We start from the raw sequence: 21,338 nt of genomic DNA on the forward strand, positions 1-21,338 counted from the left end.
GGTTAGCAGGCGAGCACAGGGGGTCTTGGCAAATGCGGGACAAGCCACCTGCCCTCAGACCGCAGCACGTCGGCCGCACAAGGTGGCCACCAAGGCCTGGGCCGAGCCGTCTTCCAGGCTGTGCCCACGCCACACGGTGTGGGCATCTGCACGCACCATGAGCAAGGGGTGTTGGTATTCGGGCGGCAGGTCTTGCACACCCGACACATCGAGCACCCGCAGCGGCATGCCTTGGTGTTCGGCTGCGGCTTGCAGGGCCTCCAGCGCACCGTCAAAGCCCGGCTTCAGGCACAGCAAGGTGTAAGCAGGGCCCAAGGCGTCGTAGACCGATTGGCCCTCCCCCAGCCAGAAATGCGGCGCACGACAGCCGGGCACCGTGGATGCGGTGAAGCTGCCCATGCTGTACTCGGGCGCTTTGTCGCCGTCGTAAACCATGACGGGTGACTGGTCGTAGTAATAGCCAAAGTTCAGGCCTGCACAGCAGTATTGCTGCACGTTCAGGTCGTACAAGTTTTGGCCAAAGGCCTCGCGGGCGGCCTGGCCCTCGGGGCTGTCTTCTTCCAAATTCAGCGGAATCTCGCGGCGGCGCTGGCTCATGGCGTGTGCGTGGTTCATGGCAAAGCGTGAGACCTGCTCGGTGATCGGGTGGCGTTCTTTCTCGTAGGCCGACAAAGCTTCGGGCGCGGCCCAGCCTTCGATTTGCGCGGACAGGTGCCAAGCCAGGTTGGCCGCATCGGCCAAGCCTGCATTCATGCCATAACCGGCATAAGGCACCCACAGGTGCGCGGCGTCACCAGCCAGAAAGACGCGGCCTACGCGCAGTTTGTCACTGACCAGGCGGCGGCCGAACCAGTCTTCGCGGCTCATCTGTTCGTACTCGAAGTCTTCGCCCACACCCAAGATGGTGCGGATGGCCCAGTCGCGGTCCACCGCGTCAAAGTCGGCTTCGTGGTCGCGCAGGTAGTTGTGGATCAACCAAACCTCCTGGCCGTCGATGGCGTAAATGTTGCCGCTGCGCCGGGGGTTGACGGTGAACATGGCCCAAGCGGCCGGGGCCTTCAGCCGCGCCATCAAACCCGGCGCGCGGATGCAGGTGCTTTGCACGCGCTGCACCACCTCGTCGCCCACCAGTTTGGCGCCAATGGCTTTGCGCACTGCCGAGCGGCCACCGTCGCAGCCCACCAGATAAGCCGCTTGCATGTGCAGCGGCGGCGCGTCGGGCGTGTCCAGGTTTTGAATGCGCACGTTCACCTGGCCGTCGGTTTGATCGAAGTCCAGCACTTGGTGCCGGTACAGCGTGGTGACCAAGGGTTGCTGGGCCACATGCCCCGCCAAAATCGGCTCGATGTAGCGCTGGTTGATGCGGTGCGGTGGCTCGGGCGTGGGCCAATCGCCGTCGGGGCCGCTGTGGTCGGTCAGGCGGGTGCTGCGCCCGGGAATGTGGATGCGTGCGATTTCTTGACCGACGGTGCTGGTGCGGTACGACACGTCGTGCGGGTAGTCATCCGGCAGGCCTGCGGCACGCAGGTCTTGGGCCACACCCAAGGCGCGAAACAACTCCATGCTGCGGGCCGAGATGTGGTTGCATTTGACATCCGGCAGCGCACCTGCAGGCCGCATTTCAACCAGAGTGCAGGCGATGCCGCGGCGCGCCAAACACAGCGCCAGGGTCATGCCCACAGGCCCCGCGCCCACCACCACAACGGGTGCATTCAAACTCATAGCGGCACTTTCAAAGGGTCGTATTCAAACAGCCAGTCGTAGCGGCGGCGGACTTTTTCGGGCTCCCACTCGCTGCTGACATAGTCCACCGCTTTGGCGGGGTCTGAAAGCTGGGGGTTGTGAAAGCGCTGGGCGTTGTCGCGCGAACGGTTGACGATGTCGGCGGTGCGTTGCCAGCGCAGTTTTTCAAAACGGGCCAAGGCGTTTTCGGTGGGTTCATGCAAGGCCAGACAGCGCGCCATGACGGCGGCGTCTTCGAGCGCCATGTTGGCCCCCTGCGCCAAAAACGGCAAAGTGGGGTGCGCGGCGTCGCCCAGCAGGCAGATGTTGCCCTGCGCCCAGCCGGTTTGTGGGGCACGGCCAAGCAAAGCCCATTTAAAAGGCTGCTCGATGGCCGACATCAGCTCGCACACATCGGCATGCCAGTGGCCAAAGTCTTGCAGCAGCTCGGCGTGGGTGCCCGGCTCGGTCCAGGACTCGCTGCGCCAGCCTTCGCGCTCGATGATGCCCACCACGTTCATCAGCTGCCCACCGCGCACCGGGTAGGTGATGACGTGCGCCCCCGGCCCAACCCAGTTGGTGCCGACCTGCGCCCGCAAGTGTTCAGACACGCGCTCCACCGGCACCAAGCCGCGCCAGGCCAGCAAGCCGGTGAATTGCGCCTTGTCTTCACCCAGCAACTGCTCGCGCAGCACCGAATGCACCCCATCGGCCGCCAGCAATACCGCGGCACTGTGCTGCGAGCCGTCGTTCAACTCAAAAGACACCCCCGCATCGATGTTGTGAGCCTGGACCACCCGCGCGTTCAGGCGCACGGGCCGGTCTGATCGCGCCTCAAAGGCGTCCAACAATACCCGGTGCAAATCGCCCCGGTGCACCATCCAGTAAGGGGCACCAAACCGCGCCAGACAATCGTCGCCCAGGTCAAACAACTTCCAGCGCTGGCCGGTGTTCCACATGCGGATTTCTTTGCCCCGGGCTTGGCTGACGCAGCTTTGCAAAGCCTCGCCCAGGCCCAGCGCCAGCAAGACGCGCGAACCGTTGGGCGATATTTGCAAACCCGCACCCAACTCACCCAGTTGCGAGGCTTGCTCGAACACATCGACCTTGAAACCCTGCTGCAACAAAGCCAAGGCGGTGGTCAAACCCGCAATGCCCGCCCCGGCAATGGCGATGCGCTGGTGTGTGCTCATTGGGCCTTGATGTTGTTGTCTTTGGCCACTTGGGTCCACAGAGGAATTTCGGTGGCAATGGTTTTGGCAAAGTCAGCACTGCTGCCGCCTACGGGTCGGATATCGAGTTTGGCCATGCGTTCGGCCACATCAGGCAAGGCCATGATGCGGGCCATTTCTTCTTGCAAGCGCTTGACGATGGGCGCAGGCGTGCCGGCCGGGGCCAACAAACCGCTCCAGAAGTTCACCGCCAAATCAATGCCCTGCTCTTTCAGTGTGGGCACTTGCGGGTAGCTGGCCAGGCGCTGCTCAGAGGTGACGGCCAAGGCACGCAGCTTGCCCGACTTGACCAGCGCAGCGATGGGACCGGAGTCGATCAAGGTCATTTGCACTTCTTGCGTGAGCACCGCGTTGATGGACGGGGCGCTGCCCTGGTAGGGCACGTTCAAAGCCTTCAGGCCGGACTTGGCCTTGACCAATTCCATGACCAACTGAAAGGAGGCCGAGGGGTAGGAGTAGTTGCTTTTGTCGGCATTGGCCTTGGACAAGGCGACCAGGTCGTTGAAGGTTTTGGCGGGCGAGGCTTCGTTGACGGCCAGGATCATGGGGAATGAGCCCGCCAACGAGATGGGCACCAGGTCGGTGATGGGGTTGTAGGACAGCTTGGCCACGAGAGCCGGATTGAACACGATGGGGCCACTGGCCGCCATCAGCAAGGTGTAGCCATCGGGCGCAGCTTTGACCACAAATTCGGTCCCCACGGCGGCACCCGCGCCGGGTTTGTTTTCAACCAACACCGGCTGACCCAATGACGGCGCCAATTTTTCAGCCACCACACGGGCCAGGATGTCGTTGGCGCCGCCCGGGGCATAAGGCACCACGATGCGCACCGGCTTGTTGGGCCAGGCCGCTTGCGCCCAGGATTGGGCCGGGGCCAATGCAACCATAGAGGTGGCCAAAGACACGGCGGCAGCGGTCACCAGTTTGCGGCGCGAAGAGGATGTGTGGCGAGTGGTCATGGTGTGTCTCCTGTTTTGTCGGGGTTAAAAATCAAATCTTGGCGACCGACGCCACCAGCAAAGCGGCGCGGCCTTCGTCCAGAGCCTGCAGACAGCGGGCGATGGCCGCAGGCAAGTCTTCGGGCCGGGCGACCCGCTCACCGTGCGCACCAAAGGCCTGGGCCACTTGTTCAAACCGGCGCTGCTCGCCTTTCAGGCGAGCCTGGAACTCGCCCGCTTGGGCCGCTGGCCCGTCGGGGTGCACACGCAGCACAGCTTCTTTGACGGCTTGCCAGCCGCCGTTGTCCAGCACCACGGTGAGGATGGGCAGGCCTTGCGCTTGCGCCACCGCATACACCGACGTGGGCGTGGAGAAATGAAAACCGCCATCGCCTTCAATGTGCACCACCCGATCGTTGGGTCGGGCCAATTTGACGCCCAGCGCCATGCCGGCGCTGTAACCCAAACCACCCCCTGCACCGCCCAGGAAGCTCATGGGACGGGTGCGCGGAATTTGCTGCAGCACCGCAGGCGAATTGCGGATGGCTTCGTTGATGACCACGTCATCGGGACGCAACTGCAAACCGATCTGGGCGCACACCCAAGCCGGGTTCAGGGCGTCTTCTGTGCCCGGGTTTTGTGCAGCGGCGGCCACACGGTCCAGCCGCTGCTGGCGCTGCGCAGGCCAACGGGCCATGCGCTCGGCCACGCGTTGGTGAAAGGCCTCGTCGGCCAAGTCCGTGACGGCCTGGTGCAGGTCGCGCAAGGCCAGCGCACAGTCGGCCGGCCAGCGCACATCACTGGCAAAGCCCCAGGCCGGAAAGTCCTTCTTGATCGGGTCCACGTCGATGTGCACCCAGCGGGTGTCTTCGCGGGGGCGGGTCTGGTGCGGCAGCCAAGGAACGTCGATGTCGAGCAGCAAGCCCCAATCGGTCTCAGGCAAGAGCGGCGTGGGGTCAAAGCCAAAAAAGCAAGGCGACTCGCGCGAGATGCACAGCCAAGTGGGGCTGAACTCCACCACCCGGATGCCACACAACTCGGCCAGCGCCTCCAGGGCCTGCACCGCCTCGGGCTTGCGCCCCAAATACGAGGTGATGACCAGCGGGTTGTCAGCGGCCATCAACTCGCGGGCGATTTGCAGCGTGGCCTCGGTGGGCAAAGCCCCCATGCGCACCGCGCCGTAGCGGGCAGCGGGGTAAGACTTGACTTGCTCGGTCGTCCAGGGCTCGATCAAAGTCTCGCGCGGCAGTGTCATGTACACCGGCCCTGCAGGCTCGGTGTGCATCACGCTGTGGGCGCGGCGCACCACCTCTTTGGCCACCACGCCCGAGGGCAGGTTGTAGTCCCACTTGACATAGGGGCGCACCAGCGAGGCGATGTCGAACGGGTCCTGCACATAGTGCACATAGTTGTCGCGGGCACCGGGCACTTCGCCGTGCAGGGCATACGGGGCTTTGCCCGCCATGAGCAGCACCGGCAAACGCGCCCGCATCAGGTTGTGCATGCCCATGGCGGCGTTGGCCGTGCCTGCGTCCACATGCACCATGACGCCCTGCCCCTGGCCTGTCACGGCAGCGTAACCCCCTGCCATGTGGATGGCCACGTTTTCATGGGGGCACAACACCACCTCAGGCATGGCCTGGCCCTCGGCCTGCAGCCGGGCCATCTCGTCGATCAGGGTCACATGGTCGGTGCCCAAATTGGAAAACAGGTAACGGATGCCGGTTTCTTGCAGGCCTTCCAGAAAAAACCGGGCGGTGGTGTGTTGTGTCTCAGGCGTGGTCGAATCGGTCATCGGTGGGGGTCAATCGTTGCAAGGCATGAAGACGTGCTTGGTTTCCATGAAGTCGTTCAGGCCTTCGACGCCGTGCAAACGACCAAAACCGCTTTGGCGGTAGCCCCCGGTTTCGATCTCGGCAAACAAGCGGTTGTGCGCGTTGACCCACACATTGCCAAACTTGATGTGCCGGGCGATCTTGCGGGCAGCGCGGTGGTCCTGGGTCCAGACGGATGCGGCCAAGCCGTAACGCGTGGCGTTGGCCCGATCCACCGCTTCGGTGTCGGTCGCAAAAGTTTCCAGCGTGACCAAGGGGCCAAAAATTTCGTCCTGCACAAAATGGCTGTTCAGGTCTTGCGTGGCCACGAGCGATGGTGTGATGAACGCACCGCCACGGGGCGTGTCATCGGGCACACGACCGGCCAGCAGCACGCGGCAGTCTTGCGCGGCCGCCCTGACTTCGTCCAGCAAACGGGCTTGGTTGCGCTGATCGATCAGCGGCCCCATGCCCGAGCTGGGTTGATCGCCCGGCCCCACTTTGACCTGCGCCAAAGCCTGCGCCAGTTGGGCAGAAAAGTCGGCAGCCACCGATTCGTGCACCAGCACCCGGCTGATGGCGGTGCACATTTGACCGGCCATGACACAAGCGCCGCCCACGATCCCGCGCACAGCGGCGCTCAGGTCAGCGTCTGATCGCACAATGGCCGGGGCTTTGCCGCCCAGCTCCAACGACAGGCGAGTCAGGTTCCTGGCGGTGGACAAGGCGATTTGCTTGCCCACATAGGTCGAGCCGGTGAAGCTGATGACATCGACCTCAGGGTGCGCACACAGGTGTTGCGTGGCCACGATGTCTTGCTCGATGAAGGAGTTGATGACGCCCGCCGGAATGCGCTCGTCGGCCACCAAACAGGCCATGACCTGGGTGTGCACCAGCGCGGTCTGGTGCGCCGCCTTGATGACCACGGTGCAGCCTGCCGCCAGCGCTGGGGCCAAAGAGCGCACCAGCAAGGTCACGGGCGCATTCCAGGGCACGATGATCGCCGCCACACCAATGGCTTCGCGTTCGATGTGCGAGTACACCTCGGGCTCCATCTCGATGACACGGCCAAACAGGTTGCGGGCCAGCCCGGCGTAATAACGCAGCTCTGAAATACCGGCCATGACTTCGCCTTCGGCCTCGCGCTGCAACTTGCCATTGAGCCGCACCAGGGTCTGCACAACTTGGGCTTTGTTGTGCTCCAGGCGGTCTGCAAACAGGCGCAGCACGTCCGAGCGCAGTTTGGGCTGCTGCGACCAGGTGGTGGACTCAAAGGCGCGGCGGGCGCAGGCGATGGCGGTGTCTACCTCTTGCACGCTGGCGGCCACGAACTGGGCCGCTTGTTCGCCTGTGGCTGGGTTGAAGGAATCGCCGAGTGTGTGTGCGTCGCTGGGCATGACCCATTGACCGTCGATGTAGTTGTGCGCGATGCGGGTGTCTGGGGACGTTTTCATGGTGCTGGCCGGTCTTGAACAGAACAAAGCAGGCCCAAGTCTGGGACGCCCATGCCAATTGCTTAGCATGTTAAGTAAATCAGACCTTGATGCTAGCCACTGTGACGCGATCGGCCATTGGGTCAAACCCTGCGTACTTATCATTGACAAACGCACAAGTGGCGCGGCCGCATCTCCTCAACGTGCCACCTGAACTGCGCCTGTTCAGGGGCGGTCAACGACCTAAAAAAACAGCGACCAAGAGGTCAGAAACCACCGGCTTTCATGAAAGAACGGCCCCTCTCAGGGATTGGATCACCGAAACTCAGGCCGCCAGCAAATAGCCCTCTGAAGCCGATGCGTCCAGAGTGTGGCCCTGAATCAAAGCAGGTGCCGCTTGCTTGAATGCGGCCACCACCTGGCCCTCAGCCATGGAGAAAATCTCGTCTTGCAGCAGCCTGGAAAAGAACAGATCGGCCGACAACTGCGGGGCGTGTAAATGGCAATAGTCGGCCACCAGGGTCCGATAAAAGCCCACAAATTCACGCATCAAGGCACTGGTTTTCGCCGCATCGACCAGTTGCATCTGCTCGGGCACAGACAACAGTTTCAGCGGGTTTTCGTTGTACAAACCAAACCGGGTCCAGCCAAATTTGGGGTAAGCGGTTTGCGTACGCCAGTCGGCGTAGTGCTGCTTGAAATACGTCTGCATGCATTGGTCTGTGGCCACCAAAGCAAACAAGCACAACACGAACATGGGGCGCAGCTCAGGGTCGATGTCTTGGAGGTCGCCCTCGACGCGTGACCAATTTTTGCCGCCAAACTGGATCAGGTCCTTGTCGTTCAGGATGTCTTTGAGCACTTGCGGCACTTCACTGAATTGCAGTTTGCCGATGTCGCGTTGAAAACCGTGATTGAAATATTTGACGATGCTCATTTTTTGCCTTTCGATACAAAAAAATGAATTCAGCAGATGACCTCTTGAAAAAGCCAAGGGACTGACAAGAATTCAATCGAGCCCCTTAAAAATCCGAATATTCACCTTTCATCGGATTTGTCGTTTTCATTTTTGTGACATCTTAGTAATTAATTTTCAAATACAAAAGACAATTACCGGGTTATTACATATTGTTTCAATTTCCCAGGCCTGTTGATGCAGGCCTGCCACAGGGCTGACGACGCAACACCTGCACCGCCAACCTCACTGTGCTGGCGAGTGGGCATTGGCCCCCAAAACCGCTCAGCCCCCCGGTCGCACCATCTGGCAAGTGCTGGGCAGACGGGCCTGCTCGGCCTTGATCTGGCGCACCACTTTGAAGCCGTAACCCGAGCCTTCCACGTCAAACGGCACGCCGGGGGTCCCCTGGCGTGCCATCACGCCCACCACCAGCGGCTGCTGAAACTGGTGGTCTTGCGCGCGCATGCTGCCGGTTTGCCCGGCGATGCTGACGCGGGCTTTTTCCAGTTGCATGGCCATGGCTACCGGGTCGGTGCCCCCGGCTTTTTCCACCGCCTGCGCCAGCGCCTCGATCATGAGTTGCATGCGCACATGCACATAGTCTTCGGACGGTTTGGGAAAGCGTTGGCGGAAGTCTTGGTAAAACTGGGCGCTGGCCTGGCCCGGCACATTGGGCAGCCAGTCGGCCACCGCGATCACACGGCCCACACCGGCTTCGCCAATGGCTGCAGGCGCGCCCAGGGCGTTGCCATAAAAGGTGTAGAACTTGCCTTCGTAACCGGCCTCGCGTGCGGCTTTGACCAAGAGCGTCAGGTCATTGCCCCAGTTGCCCGTGATCACGGCCTGCGCACCGCTGGCCTTGATCTTGGCGGCGTAGGGCAAAAAGTCTTTCACCCGGCCCATGGGGTGCAGCTCGTCGCCCACGATCTGCACATCCGGGCGCTGTGCGCCCAACTGACGCCGGGCCTCGCGCAACACGGCCTGACCGAAGCTGTAGTCCTGACCGATCAAATAAGCCGATTTGACGCTGGGGTCTTCGCGCAAGACCTGCATGAGCGCCGCCATGCGCATGTCGGCGTGGGCGTCAAAACGAAAATGCCAGAAGCTGCATTTCTCGTTGGTCAAGGCCGGATCGACCGCCGAGTAATTGAGAAACAGCACGCGCCGGGTGGGCTCGCGCTCGTTGTGCTTGTTGATCGCGTCGATCAGGGCCGCCGCATTGGCCGAGGAGTTGCCTTGCAACACAACCTGTGCACCGTCGTCGATGGCCGATTTGAGGGCCGACAAAGCCTCTTCGCTTTGGCCTTTGCTGTCGTGGCGCGCCAGCACCATGGGCCTCAGGCCTTGTGCGGTGGGGACGCCGCCACGGGCATTGACCCGCTCGACCGCCCAGGCGATGTTGCGCACCACAGATTCCCCCGTGTTGGCAAAGGGGCCGCTCAGGCCCTCGATCAAGGCCAGGCGAATGGGCGCGGGCGACTGGGCATGGGCGGGCACAAAAGACAGGGCTGCAGCACAGGCGAGCAGCGTGCGGCGCGAGAAAAAGGGCAGTGAATGCATGGCAAGACAGACGCAGGGCCGAGAACCGGCCCTTACAAGCAAAGGGGCGGAGTTTAACCAGTGCGGGTCAGCACCCTCGGGTTAACCCGAATTTCAACAGGACTTGCTCAAGACCTGTCCGGGGCCCGCTTCGAGGCTTCAAGCCCCGGCCAGCTCGTGCAGCGGCCAACGCGGCTTCACATCAAAGCTGTAACGCGCCTCGGCAGCCTGCGCCCCGGCTTGCAAACGCATGGCAGCGGCCATGGCGATCATGGCGCCGTTGTCGGTGCACAGGTGCAGCTCGGGGTAATGCACGCGCACCTTGGCTTTGGCGCAGGCGGCGTTGAGCTGCGCGCGCAGCTCGCGGTTGGCCCCAACGCCACCGGCCACCACCAGGCGCTTCATGCCGCTGGCCTTAAGCGCGGTCATCGACTTTTTAACCAACACCTCGACAATCGCGGCTTGGGTCGATGCGGCCAAATCGGCCCGCTCGGGCGCGCCTTCGGTGTGGGCGGCAGGCCCGATTTTTTGGCTCTGCGTGAGCACCGCTGTTTTCAGGCCCGCAAACGAAAAGTCCAGATCCCCGCTGTGCAGCAGCGGGCGCGGCAGCTTGTAGGCCGCAGGATTCCCCTGCTCAGCCAAACGCGACAGGCCCGGGCCACCGGGGTAAGGCAGACCCATGAGCTTGGCCGATTTGTCAAAGGCTTCGCCTGCAGCGTCGTCAATCGTCTCGCCCAGCAGCTCGTAGCGACCCACGCCGTCCACCCGCATGAGCTGCGTGTGGCCACCTGAGACCAGCAAGGCGATGAAGGGAAACTCAGGCGGATCGGCGCTCAAAAACGGCGAGAGCAAATGCCCTTCCAAATGGTGCACGCCCAGCACCGGCTTGCCCAAAGAAGCCGCCAAAGCACAGGCCACGCCCGAACCCACAAGCAAAGCCCCGGCCAGCCCAGGGCCCCGGGTGTAGGCCACCACGTCGATGCCCGCCAAAGTGGCCCCCGCCTCTGCCAGCACCTGGCGGGTGAGCGGCAGCACCCGGCGGATGTGGTCGCGGCTGGCGAGCTCGGGCACCACGCCGCCATAGGCCTGGTGCATCTCGATCTGGCTGTAAAGCGCGTGCGACAACAAGCGCGGCATGTCAGCGCCCGTGGTGGCCACCAAGGCCACACCGGTTTCGTCGCAGGATGATTCGATACCCAAAATTTGCATAGCAGCGAGTTTAAGCGGGGCATGGGGGCTCATCGCACCTTGACCATAATCCTGACCCATGCAGTGCCCCATCGCGAAGGGGCCTTGCGCCTTTCACCCCTGCATTTCAAAGCTCAAGCCATGACCACACTGCGACTGATTTCCTCCATGGCCACCAAGCCGCTCCTGGCCGATCTGGTGGCGCTGTACCAAGCGCAAGCGCCCGGCGTGCAAGTGCAAGTCGAATCGGTCGGCGGGATCGATGCGGCCCAGCGCGTGCAAGCGGGCGAGGCCTTTGACGCGGTGGTGCTGTCCAGCGACGCCATCGACAAACTGATCGCCAGCGGCCATGTGCTGGCGGGCAGCCGGGTTGACCTGGTGCATTCGGGTGTGGCTGTGGCTGTGCCTGAGGGCCAGTCTGTGCCCGACATCTCCAGCGAAGACGCGCTGCGCCAAGCCGTGCTGGCCGCGCCCTCAGTGGGCCTGTCCACCGGCCCCAGCGGGGTGCAGCTGCGCCAACTGTTTGAGCGTTGGGGCATCCTCACGCAGATCGAGTCGAAGCTGGTGCAGGCCAAGCCCGGCGTGCCGGTGGGTGCCTTGCTGGCCCGGGGGGAAGTGGCGCTGGGCTTTCAGCAACTGAGCGAAATGCGCGGCGTGGCAGGCATCACGGTCCTTGGCCCCATGCCCCAGGCGGTGCAGATCACCACCACCTTTTCAGGCAGCGTGGCCAGCAGCTGCACACAGCCTGAAACGGTGCGCCCCTTGTTGGCTTTTTGGGCATCTGCCGCGTGTACCAGCACCAAAGAGCAGCACGGCATGCAGGCCGTCTGAATGCAGCCGCTCGGACTGGCCATGCGCCAAATCAACTTCGCGGGAGCGCCTCAGCCCCTTTGAGCAGTTCAGGTGCTGCCCCTGATCTCGATTTGATAAGGCACAACCACGGTTTCAGGCGCCAATTTTTGACCTGATCGAGCCTGCGATATGGCTTTGAGCAACAACTGCCCAGCCACTTTGCCAATGCCAGCACTGTCGACCGCCACGGTCGTGATTTGTGGGTGACAGGCTTTGGCGACCTCAAACCCGCCAAAACCGGCAATGGCCAGCCTGCCAGGCACAGACCAGCCCCGGCGTTGGCATTCTGACAAGGCTCCGAATGCAACGTGGTCTGACACGCAAACCACCGCCTCCAAATCGGGCCAACGTGTCACCATGTGCGCCACCCCCTGAGCGCCTGCCTCCATGGAGACAGGCGCGCTCCCAATGGCCAAGGTCCGTGTTGCATCGAGGCCCAGTTGCCGCATCGCCTCCAAAAACCCCCGTCTGCGCTCGGCCCCCCGTGCATCGCTTTGCGGCAATCCACCCAAAAATCCCATGCGGCGATAACCCTTGCCATGCAATGCAAGCACCAGTTCGCTGACCGCTTGGGCGTTGGAAAAACCCACGTTGTGCTCGATGGGTTCATCCAGCAAATCCCAGGTTTCCACCACCGGCACACCGGACGATTCAAGCAGCTTGATGGCCAGGGGGGTGTGGCTTCCCCCCGTCACCACGATGCCCTCGGGCCTGCGCATGAGCAGGGTCCGAATCAACCGCTCTTCGGTGGGCATGTCGTAGTCCGTGTAGCCCATGAGGACCTGCATGCCCGCAGATTCAACGGCTGAAGTCAAACCATGGGCCGTGTCCGAAAAGTTCGAGTTGTTCAGCGCCGGGATGAGGGTGGCAATGAAGCCAGAACGCTTGGAGGAAAACGTCCGCGCCGTTTGGTCCATGACGTAGCCCATCTCCTGACAGGTGATCAAAATGCGCTGGCGCAAGGCCTCGCTGGCGTCACTGCGCCGACGCGTGGGCTGGCTCAGCGCCCGTGACACGGTCATCTTGGATACGCCCAGCTGGGCCGCAATGTCCGCCATCGTGACTTGACCCTGGCCATCCATGGCCAAAGGGTCTGATGGGCTCGAATTCTTGCTGTTCAAAACGCGCTCCTGTGCCTGCGGTCAAGCGATCTGCCGTGACCGAGCTTGCCATGATTTGCGCACACATTGGGCCAATACACCTCAATGCGACGCACTAAATTTTTTAAATATTTTGTTTTAGGGTAAACACGAGTTACCGGTAACCAATTTTCCAAAGAACATAGCACTTATTGATGACATTGAACTTAACCGCATGACCTCGCTGCAAGTTTTCGACGCCCGACTCGCCAAAGTAGCCCAAGGCGCGGGTGCGCTTGAACGTCTTTGCAGCGGTGCCGCCTGGAGCGAAGGACCCGCCTGGCTCCCCCGAAGCAGCGAGCTGATCTGGAGCGATATTCCCAACAACCGCATCTTGTCCTGGCACGCTCAGCATGGCCTGCGGGTTTGGCGGGGCGATGCAGAGTTCACCAACGGGCATGTGCTGGATCAGGGCGGCGACTTGCTCCATGCCTCGCATGGTCAGCGCGCCATCATCCGCACACGGCTGGGCTCGCAGGGCGAGCCACTTGCGGACGAGGTGGTGGTGGACAACTACCGTGGCCAGCGCTTGAACTCCCCCAACGATCTGGTGGTGAAGTCGGATGGCTCGATCTGGTTCACCGACCCCCCCTACGGCATCCTCTCGGACCGGGAAGGCCACAAAGCCCCGTCCGAGATCGGCGCCAACCACGTTTACCGCTATTGCCCGCACACACAAAACCTGAGCATCGCCACCGACTGGCTGGAGGAGCCCAATGGTTTGGCCTTCTCGCCCGATGAGCGCGTGCTGTACGTGAGCGACACCTCGGCCGCCCTGCGCCAAGATGGCACAGGCCACCACCACATCGTGGCCCTGGAGGTGGTGGACGGCAACCGGCTGCGCGATCCCCGCATCTTTGCTCTGATCACGCCCGGTCTGGCCGATGGCTTTCGGGTTGATCGACACGGTTTTGTCTACACCAGCAGCGAAGACAGTGTGCAAATCTTTCACCCGGACGGCACCCGCATGGGCCGCATCCCGGTGCCCGAAAAGGTGGGCAATCTGTGCTTTGGCGGGCCTGGCGGCGATGAGCTGTTCATCTGCGCGAGCACATCCCTGTACCGCATCAGGCTCAACACCCGGGGAGCCACGGCATGAGTGAAGTCTGGCACTGGCTGGCCACGCCGCTCAGCGGGGCGGCAACCCACGCCATTGCACCGCAGGTGTATTGGCATGCCCGGCTGATGGTGCTGGCTTGGGGCATCTTGCTGCCCGGTGGTGCTTTGCTGGCCCGGTATTTCAAAGTGCTGCCTTCACAAAACTGGCCCTCCGTGCTGGACCACAAGGGGTGGTGGCATGGTCACCGCACACTGCAATGGACAGGCATGGCGCTGGCCAGTGTGGGGATTTATGTCATTTGGAATCACGCATCACCGAGCCCCTTGGCCCATGTGCACGGCACGGCAGGCTGGCTGTTGATGCTGCTGGGCTGGCTGCAAATCATGGGTGGGCTCTTGCGGGGCAGCAAAGGCGGCCCCACAGCCCTGCAGCTCAGGGGGGACCATTACGACATGACACCCCGCAGGGTCTGGTTTGAGCGCCTGCACAAGTGGCTGGGCTGGGCCTGTGTGCTGGCCGCCATGGGTGTGATGGTTGCAGGCCTGCTGCTGGCCGATGCCCCGCGCTGGATGCCGCTGGTGCTGGGGCTGTGGTGGCTGAGCTTGCTGGGCCTGGCCTGGCAATGGCAAAAGCAGGGCCGCTGCATCGACACCTACCAAGCCATCTGGGGGCCTGACCCCCGTCACCCCGGCAACCACCTCCCCCCCATCGGCTGGGGCATTCGACGACCTTTTGAACCACAAAAACATGGCCAATCTTGAACTTCGCAACCTCGTCAAACGTTTTGGCGAGGTCACTGTCGTCAGTGAACTCAACCTGTCTGTCCAGGCGGGCGAATTTGTCGTGCTGCTGGGCGAATCGGGCTGTGGCAAAAGCACCACGCTGCGCATGGTGGCCGGCCTGGAAGAAGTCACCCAAGGCCAAATCATCATTGGCGGCAAAGACGTCACCAACGCCCACCCCATGGCCCGCGACATTGCCATGGTGTTCCAGAACTATGCGCTCTACCCCCACATGGATGTGGCGCAAAACCTGTCGTTTGCCCTGCGCCTGGCAGGCCGCCCCCAGACAGACATCGATGCCAAAGTGGCCTCTGCGGCCAAGATTCTGAACATTGAACACCTGCTCAAGCGCAAGCCCAAAGAACTGTCCGGCGGCCAACGCCAACGCGTGGCCATTGGCCGCGCCATCGTGCGTGAACCCCAGGTCTTTTTGTTCGATGAGCCCTTGTCCAACCTGGACGCCAAACTCAGGGGCCACATGCGGGCAGAGTTGGCCCTGCTGCACCAGCGCCTGGCCAAAACCACGCTGTATGTGACCCACGATCAGGTCGAGGCCATGACGCTGGCCAGCCGCATCGTGATCTTCGACAAAGGCCGCATTCAGCAAGTCGGCACGCCCAGCGAGGTGTTCAACCACCCGGCCAACCTCTTTGTCGCAGGCTTCATCGGCACCCCGACCATGAACTTTTTTGAAGCCAAGCTGCACACCGCCGAGGGCCAACTCATGCTGCAAATGGAGGGCTTTTCAGTTCGAGCCCCTGAATGGCTGGCTGCACAAGCCTTGGAGGCCAACACGCCGCTCACCGTCGGCATTCGCCCACAAATGCTCAGCCCCACACCGCAAGGCGGCACGCTGCGCATGAACGTCGAGGTCGTGGAATACCTGGGCACGGAAAGCCAGGTCGTGGGCCGACTGCCTTCGGGGCAGCGCGTGTGCGCGGTGCTGCCAGGCAATGCCAAAGCCGCGCTGCACCAGCCCTTGCACCTGAATGTCGAGCCCGCTTCCTTGCATGTCTTCAACGCCAGCAACGGGCTTTCCTTGAAACCCAGCAGTTCCCCTTCCCTTCACAACACAGGAGACAAATGATGAGTTCATTCCCAAGCCGACGCGACGCACTCAAAACGGGTGCGATCACCGTTTTTGGCGCTGCCCTGCCCTTCAGCGGCGTGCAAGCGCAAAACCGCTACGCCAAATACGCGGGCAAGACCGTGGTGTTCAGCACGCCAGCGCACCCGCACTACGACGCGATGATCAAGATCTTGCCGCAGTTCACCAAAGAAACCGGCATCAAGGTCGAGGTGGACAAATTGGCCATGGGCCGCATGAAAGAAAAGCAGCTGCTGGAGATGGCCAAGCCCTCTGGCGACTTCGACCTGGGCTGCTACGTCGTCATGTGGAAAGGCGAATATGTGGCCAAGAATCTGATCCAGCCGCTGGAGCCCTTCTTTGCCAATCCCGCATTGGCCGACCCCGCCTACGACATGAAGGACATTGTCCCCATCTACCTCGAAAACCTGGGCCTGGTCGGCGGCCCCAAAGGCTATTTGGCAGGGCCTGGCGCCAAACTGTATGGCATCCCCTATGGCGCTGAAACCAGCGTTTTGGCTTACCGCCGCGACATCTTTGCCAAGCACAACCTCACGGTGCCCGAAAACTACGAAGACTTCCGCAAGATTTTGCGCATCCTCAAGGACAAGGAAGGCATTGGCGCCCTGGCCAGCCGAGGGCAAGCCGGGCACCAGGTGGTGCATGCCTGGCTGCTGCACCTGAACCCGCTGGGCGGCAGCGTCTTTGATGACAAGTGGAATCCCCGTTTCAACGACAAGTTCGGCATCGAAGCCCTCAAGTTCTTGCAAGAAGTTGTGGCCACCGGCCCCGCAGGCATTCCCGGCTACGGTCAGGGCGAGAGCAACACCGCCTTTTTGCAAGGACAGGCCGCCATGTACCTGGACAGCACCTCCATTGCAGGCCTGGTCAACGACCCCAGCAAAAGCAAAGTGGTGGGCAACGTCAGCTGGGCCTTGCACCCCAAAGGCATGCGCCGCGCCTCGCAAAGCGGTGGCCTGGGGCTGGCCATTCCCAAAAATGCCAAAAACCCAGAGGCCAGTTTCCTGCTCATGCAATGGCTCACCAGCAAAGCGCAAGACAAAGCCGTGACGATGGCGGGCGGCGCCCCCATGCGCAACAGCACCCTGCGCGACCAGGATGCGGTGCGCAAGTACCCCGAATTCATCACCTTCCAGGAAGCGCTGAAATACAGCGCACCCGACTGGCGTCCCATCATCCCGGTGTGGGACAACATCAATGTGCAGGCGCTGGGCGTGGGCTTGAGTGAAGCCCTCACCGGCAAAAAGACCGCAGAAAAAGCGCTCAACGACATGGTTCCGCAGGTCACCGCGATCATGCGCCAAGCCGGTTACAAAATCTGATCGTCCCCAACTTTTGACATGAAAACTTCCCGCTGGATTGCAGCCCTCTACATTGGCCCCGCTGTGCTCGTCATGGCAGCGGCCTGCCTCTACCCGGTGCTGAGCGCTTTCCAGCTGGCCGGTTACGACTGGTCCATGGGCACACCCTGGGCATCTTCCCAGTGGGTGGGCTGGGACAACGTGGTCCAGGCCTTCGGTAACCCGAGGGTCTGGAACAGCTTGCTGACCACCTTGCTGTTTGCCGCCGTCTGCGTCACGGCAGAAATGCTGCTGGGCATTGCGCTGGCCCTGGCTCTGGAAAAACCCGTCAAGGGCATGTCATTTTTCAGAACCCTGTTCATCTTGCCCATGATGATTGCCCCCATCGCCGTGGGCTTGACCTGGCGCTACATCTTTGACGCCCAATTTGGCCTGGCCAATGCCGTGCTCAAACTGCTGGGCCTGAGCGCGCAAACCTGGCTGGCCGACCCCCAATTGGCCTTCATGGCCATCGTCATCGCAGACATCTGGCAGTGGACGCCCTTTGTCTTCATCATGATGATCGCGGCCTTGGCCGGGGTTGACCACTCCGTCATCGAAGCCGCCCGCATCGACGGCGCCAGCTGGTGGCAGCAAACCCTGTGGGTCAAGCTGCCCATGGTCATGCATGTGATCGCCATCACCTTGATGATGCGCCTCATTGATGCCTTCAGGGTTTTGGAGGTGATCTATGTGCTGACGTTTGGCGGCCCGGGTGACAGCACCGAAATCCTGGCCCTGCACATTTACAAAACAGCCTTTGTGGGCCAACAACTGGGCGTGGCCGCTGCCATCAGCATCTTGCTGCTGCTGGTGGTCACAGCACTGAGTCTGGGTGCCTTGCGACTGTCCAACCCCATGAAAGGAGAGCCCCAATGAAGCGCTCATGGTGGATGACCACCTCCCACTACACCGTTCTGATTTTTCTGGCTTTGTTGTGCCTGGCCCCCATTTGGGTGATTTTTGCCACCAGCTTGCGCCAGCAAGTGGACATCTTTGCCGAGCCGCTGAACTTCATCTTCATGCCCACGCTGGAAAACTACCGGGCCGTGATCGAAGAAGACAAGCTCGACCGCTACCTGGGCAACAGCCTGTTTGTCGGCATCGTGTCCACCGTGATCACCCTGGTGCTCGGCTGCATGGCCGCCTATGGTCTGGCCAGGTTCCGATTTCCGGGCCGTCAGGCGGTGGCCTACACCACGCTTTTGCTGCGCACCGTGCCGCTGGCTGTGCTGGCCATTCCCGTGTTCCTGATCTGGAATGAATGGCAACTGGTCAACAGCCTTTGGGGCTTGATTCTCTTGTATGTGGCCGTCAATCTGCCTTTCACCATTTGGCTGCTGTACGGCTTTGTGCTGCAAGTGCCAATTGAACTGGAAGAAGCCGCCGCCATCGATGGCTGTGGCCCGTTCCAGATCTTCACCAAAGTGCTCTTGCCACTCATGGGGCCGGGTTTGGCGGCGGCATCCATCTTCACTTTCCGCATCGCCTGGAACGAATTCATCCTGGCGCTTGTGCTGACCGATCGGCAAACACGCACCCTGCCCGTCGCAGCCAGCCTGTTCATCACCGACTTGGGCGTTGACTGGGGCAAAGTCATGGCCATGACCAGCCTGATCGCCATACCCCCGCTGATTTTCACGTTCATCGCGGCGCGGCAAATCATCACCGGGCTCACGGCAGGTGCGGTCAAGGGCTGATACACCGATTCAAAACTGGTGCAACCTGAGCCGGGCATGCCGGTAATTAGCCAGCAGCTGCACACAGCCTGAAGCGGTGCGCCCCTTGTTGGCTTTTTGGCCTCGCACGAAGGCTCGCCGAGCCAAGTGCGCCATGGCATGACAGCGATGGAGATGGCATATGCATATAACCCATAGTCATCAGTTTTCCCGCACAATGCGCTCATGAGCATCAGTCACTACATCCGGGACATCGGGCGCGGCAAAGACGGCGCACGTGCCCTTGGGCGTGAGCAAGCCGCTGACCTGATGGGTCAAGTCCTGGACCAACGCGTCAGCGACCTGGAGCTGGGCGCGTTTTGCATCGCCATGCGCATCAAGGGTGAAACACCCGAAGAAATGGCCGGTTTTCTGGACGCCACCCACGCGCGCTTGCAGCCCATTCGGAACGCCGGGGTGCCCACCGTGGTGCTGCCCAGCTACAACGGCGCCCGCAAGCTGCCCGTCTTGACCCCTTTGCTGGCTTTGCTGCTGGCCCGCGAAGGTGTGGCGGTGGTGGTCCACGGCTTTGCCACCGAAGAGCAGCGCATCAGCAGCCAAGCTGTTTTCGCGGTGCTGGGCATCCGCCCGGTGGGTGCATCAACAAGCCTCAAACCCGGTCAGGTGGCCGTCGTGCCCACGGGGGTGCTTCACCCCGGACTGGAACGCTTGCTGGCGGTGCGCCGCGTGGTGGGTTTGCGCAACCCCGGGCACAGCCTGGTCAAACTCATGAACCCCTGCAGCACGCGCAGCGCCGCCACGCTGGTGGTGGGCAGCTACACCCACCCCGAATACCAGCAATCCATGTCGGCCACCTTCCAATTGACCGGACAGAACGCCTTGCTGCTGCGCGGCACCGAGGGCGAACCCGTGGCTGACGCGCGGCGCACACCCGCCATGGATGTCTTCCATCAGGGACAAATGCACCGTGTGCAAAACCTCCAGGAAGGTCCTTTGACCCAATTGCCCGAACTGCCCGCTACCGATGCGGTGGCCACCGCCCTCTACACCGAAAACGTTTTAAAAGACCTGCTGCCTGTGCCCACGCCAATCGCACGGCAAGTGCAGCACCTCTTACACGCCTTGAAAGCATGAACACTTCCCCTGTCTTGACTGGCCGCTGCACTTTGGTGGGCGCTGGCCCCGGTGACCCGGAGCTGCTCACCCTCAAAGCCGTCAAAGCGATTGCCAGCGCCACCGTTTTGCTGGTCGATGACCTGGTCAATGACGGGGTGCTGGTCCACGCCTCACCCACGGCCCGCATCGTGCATGTGGGCAAACGGGGCGGCTGCAGCAGCACACCCCAGGCTTTCATCGACAAGCTGATGATCCAAGCGGTGCAAGCCGGCGAACAGGTGGTGCGCCTCAAGGGGGGCGACCCGTTCATCTTTGGACGCGGCGGTGAAGAGGTGGAGCACCTGCGCGCAGCGGGCATTGACGTCCAGGTGGTCAACGGCATCACCTCGGGGCTGGCGGGCATGAGCAGCCTGGGCGCACCGCTGACGCACCGCGATCACGCCCACGGCGTGGTGTTCGTCACCGGCCACGCCAAGCCCGGCGACAGCGGCACCGACTGGCCTCAACTGGCGCGTACCGCCCAGCAGGCTAAGCTGACCTTGGTCATTTACATGGGCGTGAGCCATCTGGACACGATCACGCAAGGCCTGCTGCAGGGCCTGCCCGCCGCCACGCCCGTGGCCATCGTGCAGCACGCCAGCTTGCCCACACAGCGCCAAGCCTTGACCACGCTGGGCGATCTGGTGGGCACCATGGACCGAGAGGGCCTGCAAAGCCCGAGCATCATTGTGGTGGGCGATGTGGTGCAAGGGGCCAAGGCTTGGGGCAACCCGCAGCAGAGCCTGCAGAACACTGCCTTGCTGGCTTGACCTGGCACCCCCGATTACAAAATCGAACAATTTGCACTTGGCGAAATCAAAACAGCACGGCGCAGCCACTAGACTTTGCCGCGCGGCACTTTTCGCCGCGAGCAAGGGAGTGATTCATGGGACTTTTTGATTCAATCGCAGGCCAAGTGGCACAACAGGCCGCTTCGGCGCTGTCGGGCAAGCACAACGCAGACGGCAACCAAATCATGACAATGCTGACGGGTTTGCTGAACAACCCCGAAATTGGTGGCATCGGTGGCCTGGTCAGTGCCTTTCAGAAAAACGGCTTGGGCGATGTGGTGGCCTCTTGGATTTCCAACAACACCAATTTGCCAATTTCTGCGGAACAAATCCAGTCCGTGCTGGGCCAAGGGCCTTTGCAGGATGTGGCCAGCAAAATGGGCCTGTCTTCGGGCGACGTGGCCTCTGCCCTGTCCGAGCGCCTGCCCGGCCTGGTGGACCAACTCACCCCCAATGGCCAGCTGCCCAGTGGCGACTTGATGGCGCAGGGCTTGGGCATGCTCAAAGGCTTCATGAAGTCCTGAGCCACGGTGCCTTTCCCCAAAACGCCCCTCGGGGCGTTTTTTCGTCTGCCCCTCATTGGCCCCCTGCCCGCCGCGCCCCTTTAC

The 21,338-nt window shown here is 62.0% G+C and carries 19 protein-coding genes; 10 read left to right on the plus strand and 9 right to left on the minus strand.

The annotated features are described in order from the left end of the window. Positions 1–54 precede the first annotated feature (54 nt). From QZ190_RS00680 to tsaD, 8 genes are all read right to left on the minus strand, one after another. Positions 55–1,722 carry an FAD-dependent monooxygenase gene (locus tag QZ190_RS00680; protein ID WP_291912327.1) on the minus strand — a complete coding sequence of 556 codons (1,668 nt, stop codon included), beginning with the start codon at positions 1,720–1,722 and terminating at the stop codon, positions 55–57. Beyond that, entirely contained in the window at positions 1,719–2,915 is a 1,197-nt protein-coding gene (locus tag QZ190_RS00685) for an FAD-dependent monooxygenase (protein WP_291912329.1), read from the minus strand. Before QZ190_RS00685 ends, QZ190_RS00680 begins: the two co-directional genes overlap by 4 nt. Beyond that, positions 2,912–3,913 carry a tripartite tricarboxylate transporter substrate binding protein gene (locus QZ190_RS00690; protein ID WP_291912331.1) on the minus strand — a complete coding sequence of 334 codons (1,002 nt, stop codon included), beginning with the start codon at positions 3,911–3,913 and terminating at the stop codon, positions 2,912–2,914. The genes QZ190_RS00685 and QZ190_RS00690 overlap by 4 nt, the downstream gene beginning before the upstream one ends. 31 nt (positions 3,914–3,944) lie before the next feature. Then, positions 3,945–5,687: a thiamine pyrophosphate-requiring protein gene (locus QZ190_RS00695; RefSeq protein WP_291912333.1), complete on the minus strand. Its 1,743-nt coding sequence runs from the start codon at positions 5,685–5,687 to the stop codon at positions 3,945–3,947. A 9-nt stretch (positions 5,688–5,696) separates the two neighbouring features. After that, a complete protein-coding gene (locus QZ190_RS00700) occupies positions 5,697–7,160 on the minus strand; it encodes an aldehyde dehydrogenase family protein (RefSeq protein ID WP_291912335.1) in 1,464 nt (487 codons plus the stop codon). Positions 7,161–7,464: 304 nt separating this feature from the next. Continuing rightward, complete coding sequence (locus QZ190_RS00705; RefSeq protein ID WP_291912338.1) at positions 7,465–8,076, minus strand: hypothetical protein; 612 nt, start codon at positions 8,074–8,076, stop codon at positions 7,465–7,467. 303 nt (positions 8,077–8,379) lie between these two features. Beyond that, positions 8,380–9,657, minus strand: a complete 1,278-nt coding sequence (locus QZ190_RS00710) for a branched-chain amino acid ABC transporter substrate-binding protein (protein ID WP_291912341.1) — start codon at positions 9,655–9,657, stop codon at positions 8,380–8,382. A 138-nt stretch (positions 9,658–9,795) separates the two neighbouring features. Beyond that, a complete protein-coding gene (gene tsaD, locus QZ190_RS00715; protein WP_291912343.1) occupies positions 9,796–10,845 on the minus strand; it encodes a tRNA (adenosine(37)-N6)-threonylcarbamoyltransferase complex transferase subunit TsaD in 1,050 nt (349 codons plus the stop codon). Between the two features lie 120 nt (positions 10,846–10,965). Between tsaD and QZ190_RS00720 the strand changes: the two genes are divergently transcribed. Further along, positions 10,966–11,655: a substrate-binding domain-containing protein gene (locus QZ190_RS00720; protein WP_291912345.1), complete on the plus strand. Its 690-nt coding sequence runs from the start codon at positions 10,966–10,968 to the stop codon at positions 11,653–11,655. A 68-nt stretch (positions 11,656–11,723) separates the two neighbouring features. On the opposite strand, the gene QZ190_RS00725 is transcribed toward QZ190_RS00720, so the two are convergent. Beyond that, a complete protein-coding gene (locus tag QZ190_RS00725) occupies positions 11,724–12,797 on the minus strand; it encodes a LacI family DNA-binding transcriptional regulator (protein WP_291912347.1) in 1,074 nt (357 codons plus the stop codon). Between the two features lie 193 nt (positions 12,798–12,990). Here QZ190_RS00725 and QZ190_RS00730 point away from each other — a divergent pair, with 193 nt between their 5' ends. The 9 genes from QZ190_RS00730 (at position 12,991) to QZ190_RS00770 (ending at position 21,254) form a co-directional block, all read left to right on the plus strand. Beyond that, on the plus strand, positions 12,991–13,914 hold the full coding sequence (locus tag QZ190_RS00730) for an SMP-30/gluconolactonase/LRE family protein (RefSeq protein WP_291912349.1): 924 nt from the start codon (positions 12,991–12,993) through the stop codon (positions 13,912–13,914). Further along, positions 13,911–14,636, plus strand: coding sequence for a cytochrome b561 domain-containing protein (locus QZ190_RS00735; protein ID WP_291912351.1), 726 nt, complete (start codon positions 13,911–13,913; stop codon positions 14,634–14,636). Before QZ190_RS00730 ends, QZ190_RS00735 begins: the two co-directional genes overlap by 4 nt. Continuing rightward, positions 14,623–15,744 (plus strand): ABC transporter ATP-binding protein, encoded by a 1,122-nt coding sequence (locus QZ190_RS00740; RefSeq protein ID WP_291912352.1) that lies wholly within the window; start codon positions 14,623–14,625, stop codon positions 15,742–15,744. The genes QZ190_RS00735 and QZ190_RS00740 overlap by 14 nt, the downstream gene beginning before the upstream one ends. Continuing rightward, the gene (locus tag QZ190_RS00745; RefSeq protein WP_291912354.1) at positions 15,744–17,087 is read left to right on the plus strand and encodes an extracellular solute-binding protein; all 1,344 of its coding nucleotides are present in this window, start codon (positions 15,744–15,746) and stop codon (positions 17,085–17,087) included. Before QZ190_RS00740 ends, QZ190_RS00745 begins: the two co-directional genes overlap by 1 nt. An 18-nt stretch (positions 17,088–17,105) precedes the next feature. After that, positions 17,106–17,984, plus strand: coding sequence for a carbohydrate ABC transporter permease (locus tag QZ190_RS00750; RefSeq protein ID WP_291912356.1), 879 nt, complete (start codon positions 17,106–17,108; stop codon positions 17,982–17,984). Then, positions 17,981–18,805, plus strand: a complete 825-nt coding sequence (locus QZ190_RS00755) for a carbohydrate ABC transporter permease (protein ID WP_291912358.1) — start codon at positions 17,981–17,983, stop codon at positions 18,803–18,805. Before QZ190_RS00750 ends, QZ190_RS00755 begins: the two co-directional genes overlap by 4 nt. A 204-nt stretch (positions 18,806–19,009) precedes the next feature. Beyond that, positions 19,010–19,918: a DNA-binding protein YbiB gene (gene ybiB / locus QZ190_RS00760; protein ID WP_291912360.1), complete on the plus strand. Its 909-nt coding sequence runs from the start codon at positions 19,010–19,012 to the stop codon at positions 19,916–19,918. After that, entirely contained in the window at positions 19,915–20,709 is a 795-nt protein-coding gene (cobA, locus tag QZ190_RS00765) for a uroporphyrinogen-III C-methyltransferase (RefSeq protein WP_291912362.1), read from the plus strand. Before ybiB ends, cobA begins: the two co-directional genes overlap by 4 nt. A 116-nt stretch (positions 20,710–20,825) precedes the next feature. Beyond that, on the plus strand, positions 20,826–21,254 hold the full coding sequence (locus QZ190_RS00770) for a YidB family protein (RefSeq protein ID WP_291912364.1): 429 nt from the start codon (positions 20,826–20,828) through the stop codon (positions 21,252–21,254). Positions 21,255–21,338 lie beyond the last annotated feature (84 nt).

Origin of the sequence: Limnohabitans sp. (genome assembly GCF_017848645.1) — a bacterium.
GTDB lineage: Bacteria > Pseudomonadota > Gammaproteobacteria > Burkholderiales > Burkholderiaceae_C > Limnohabitans_A.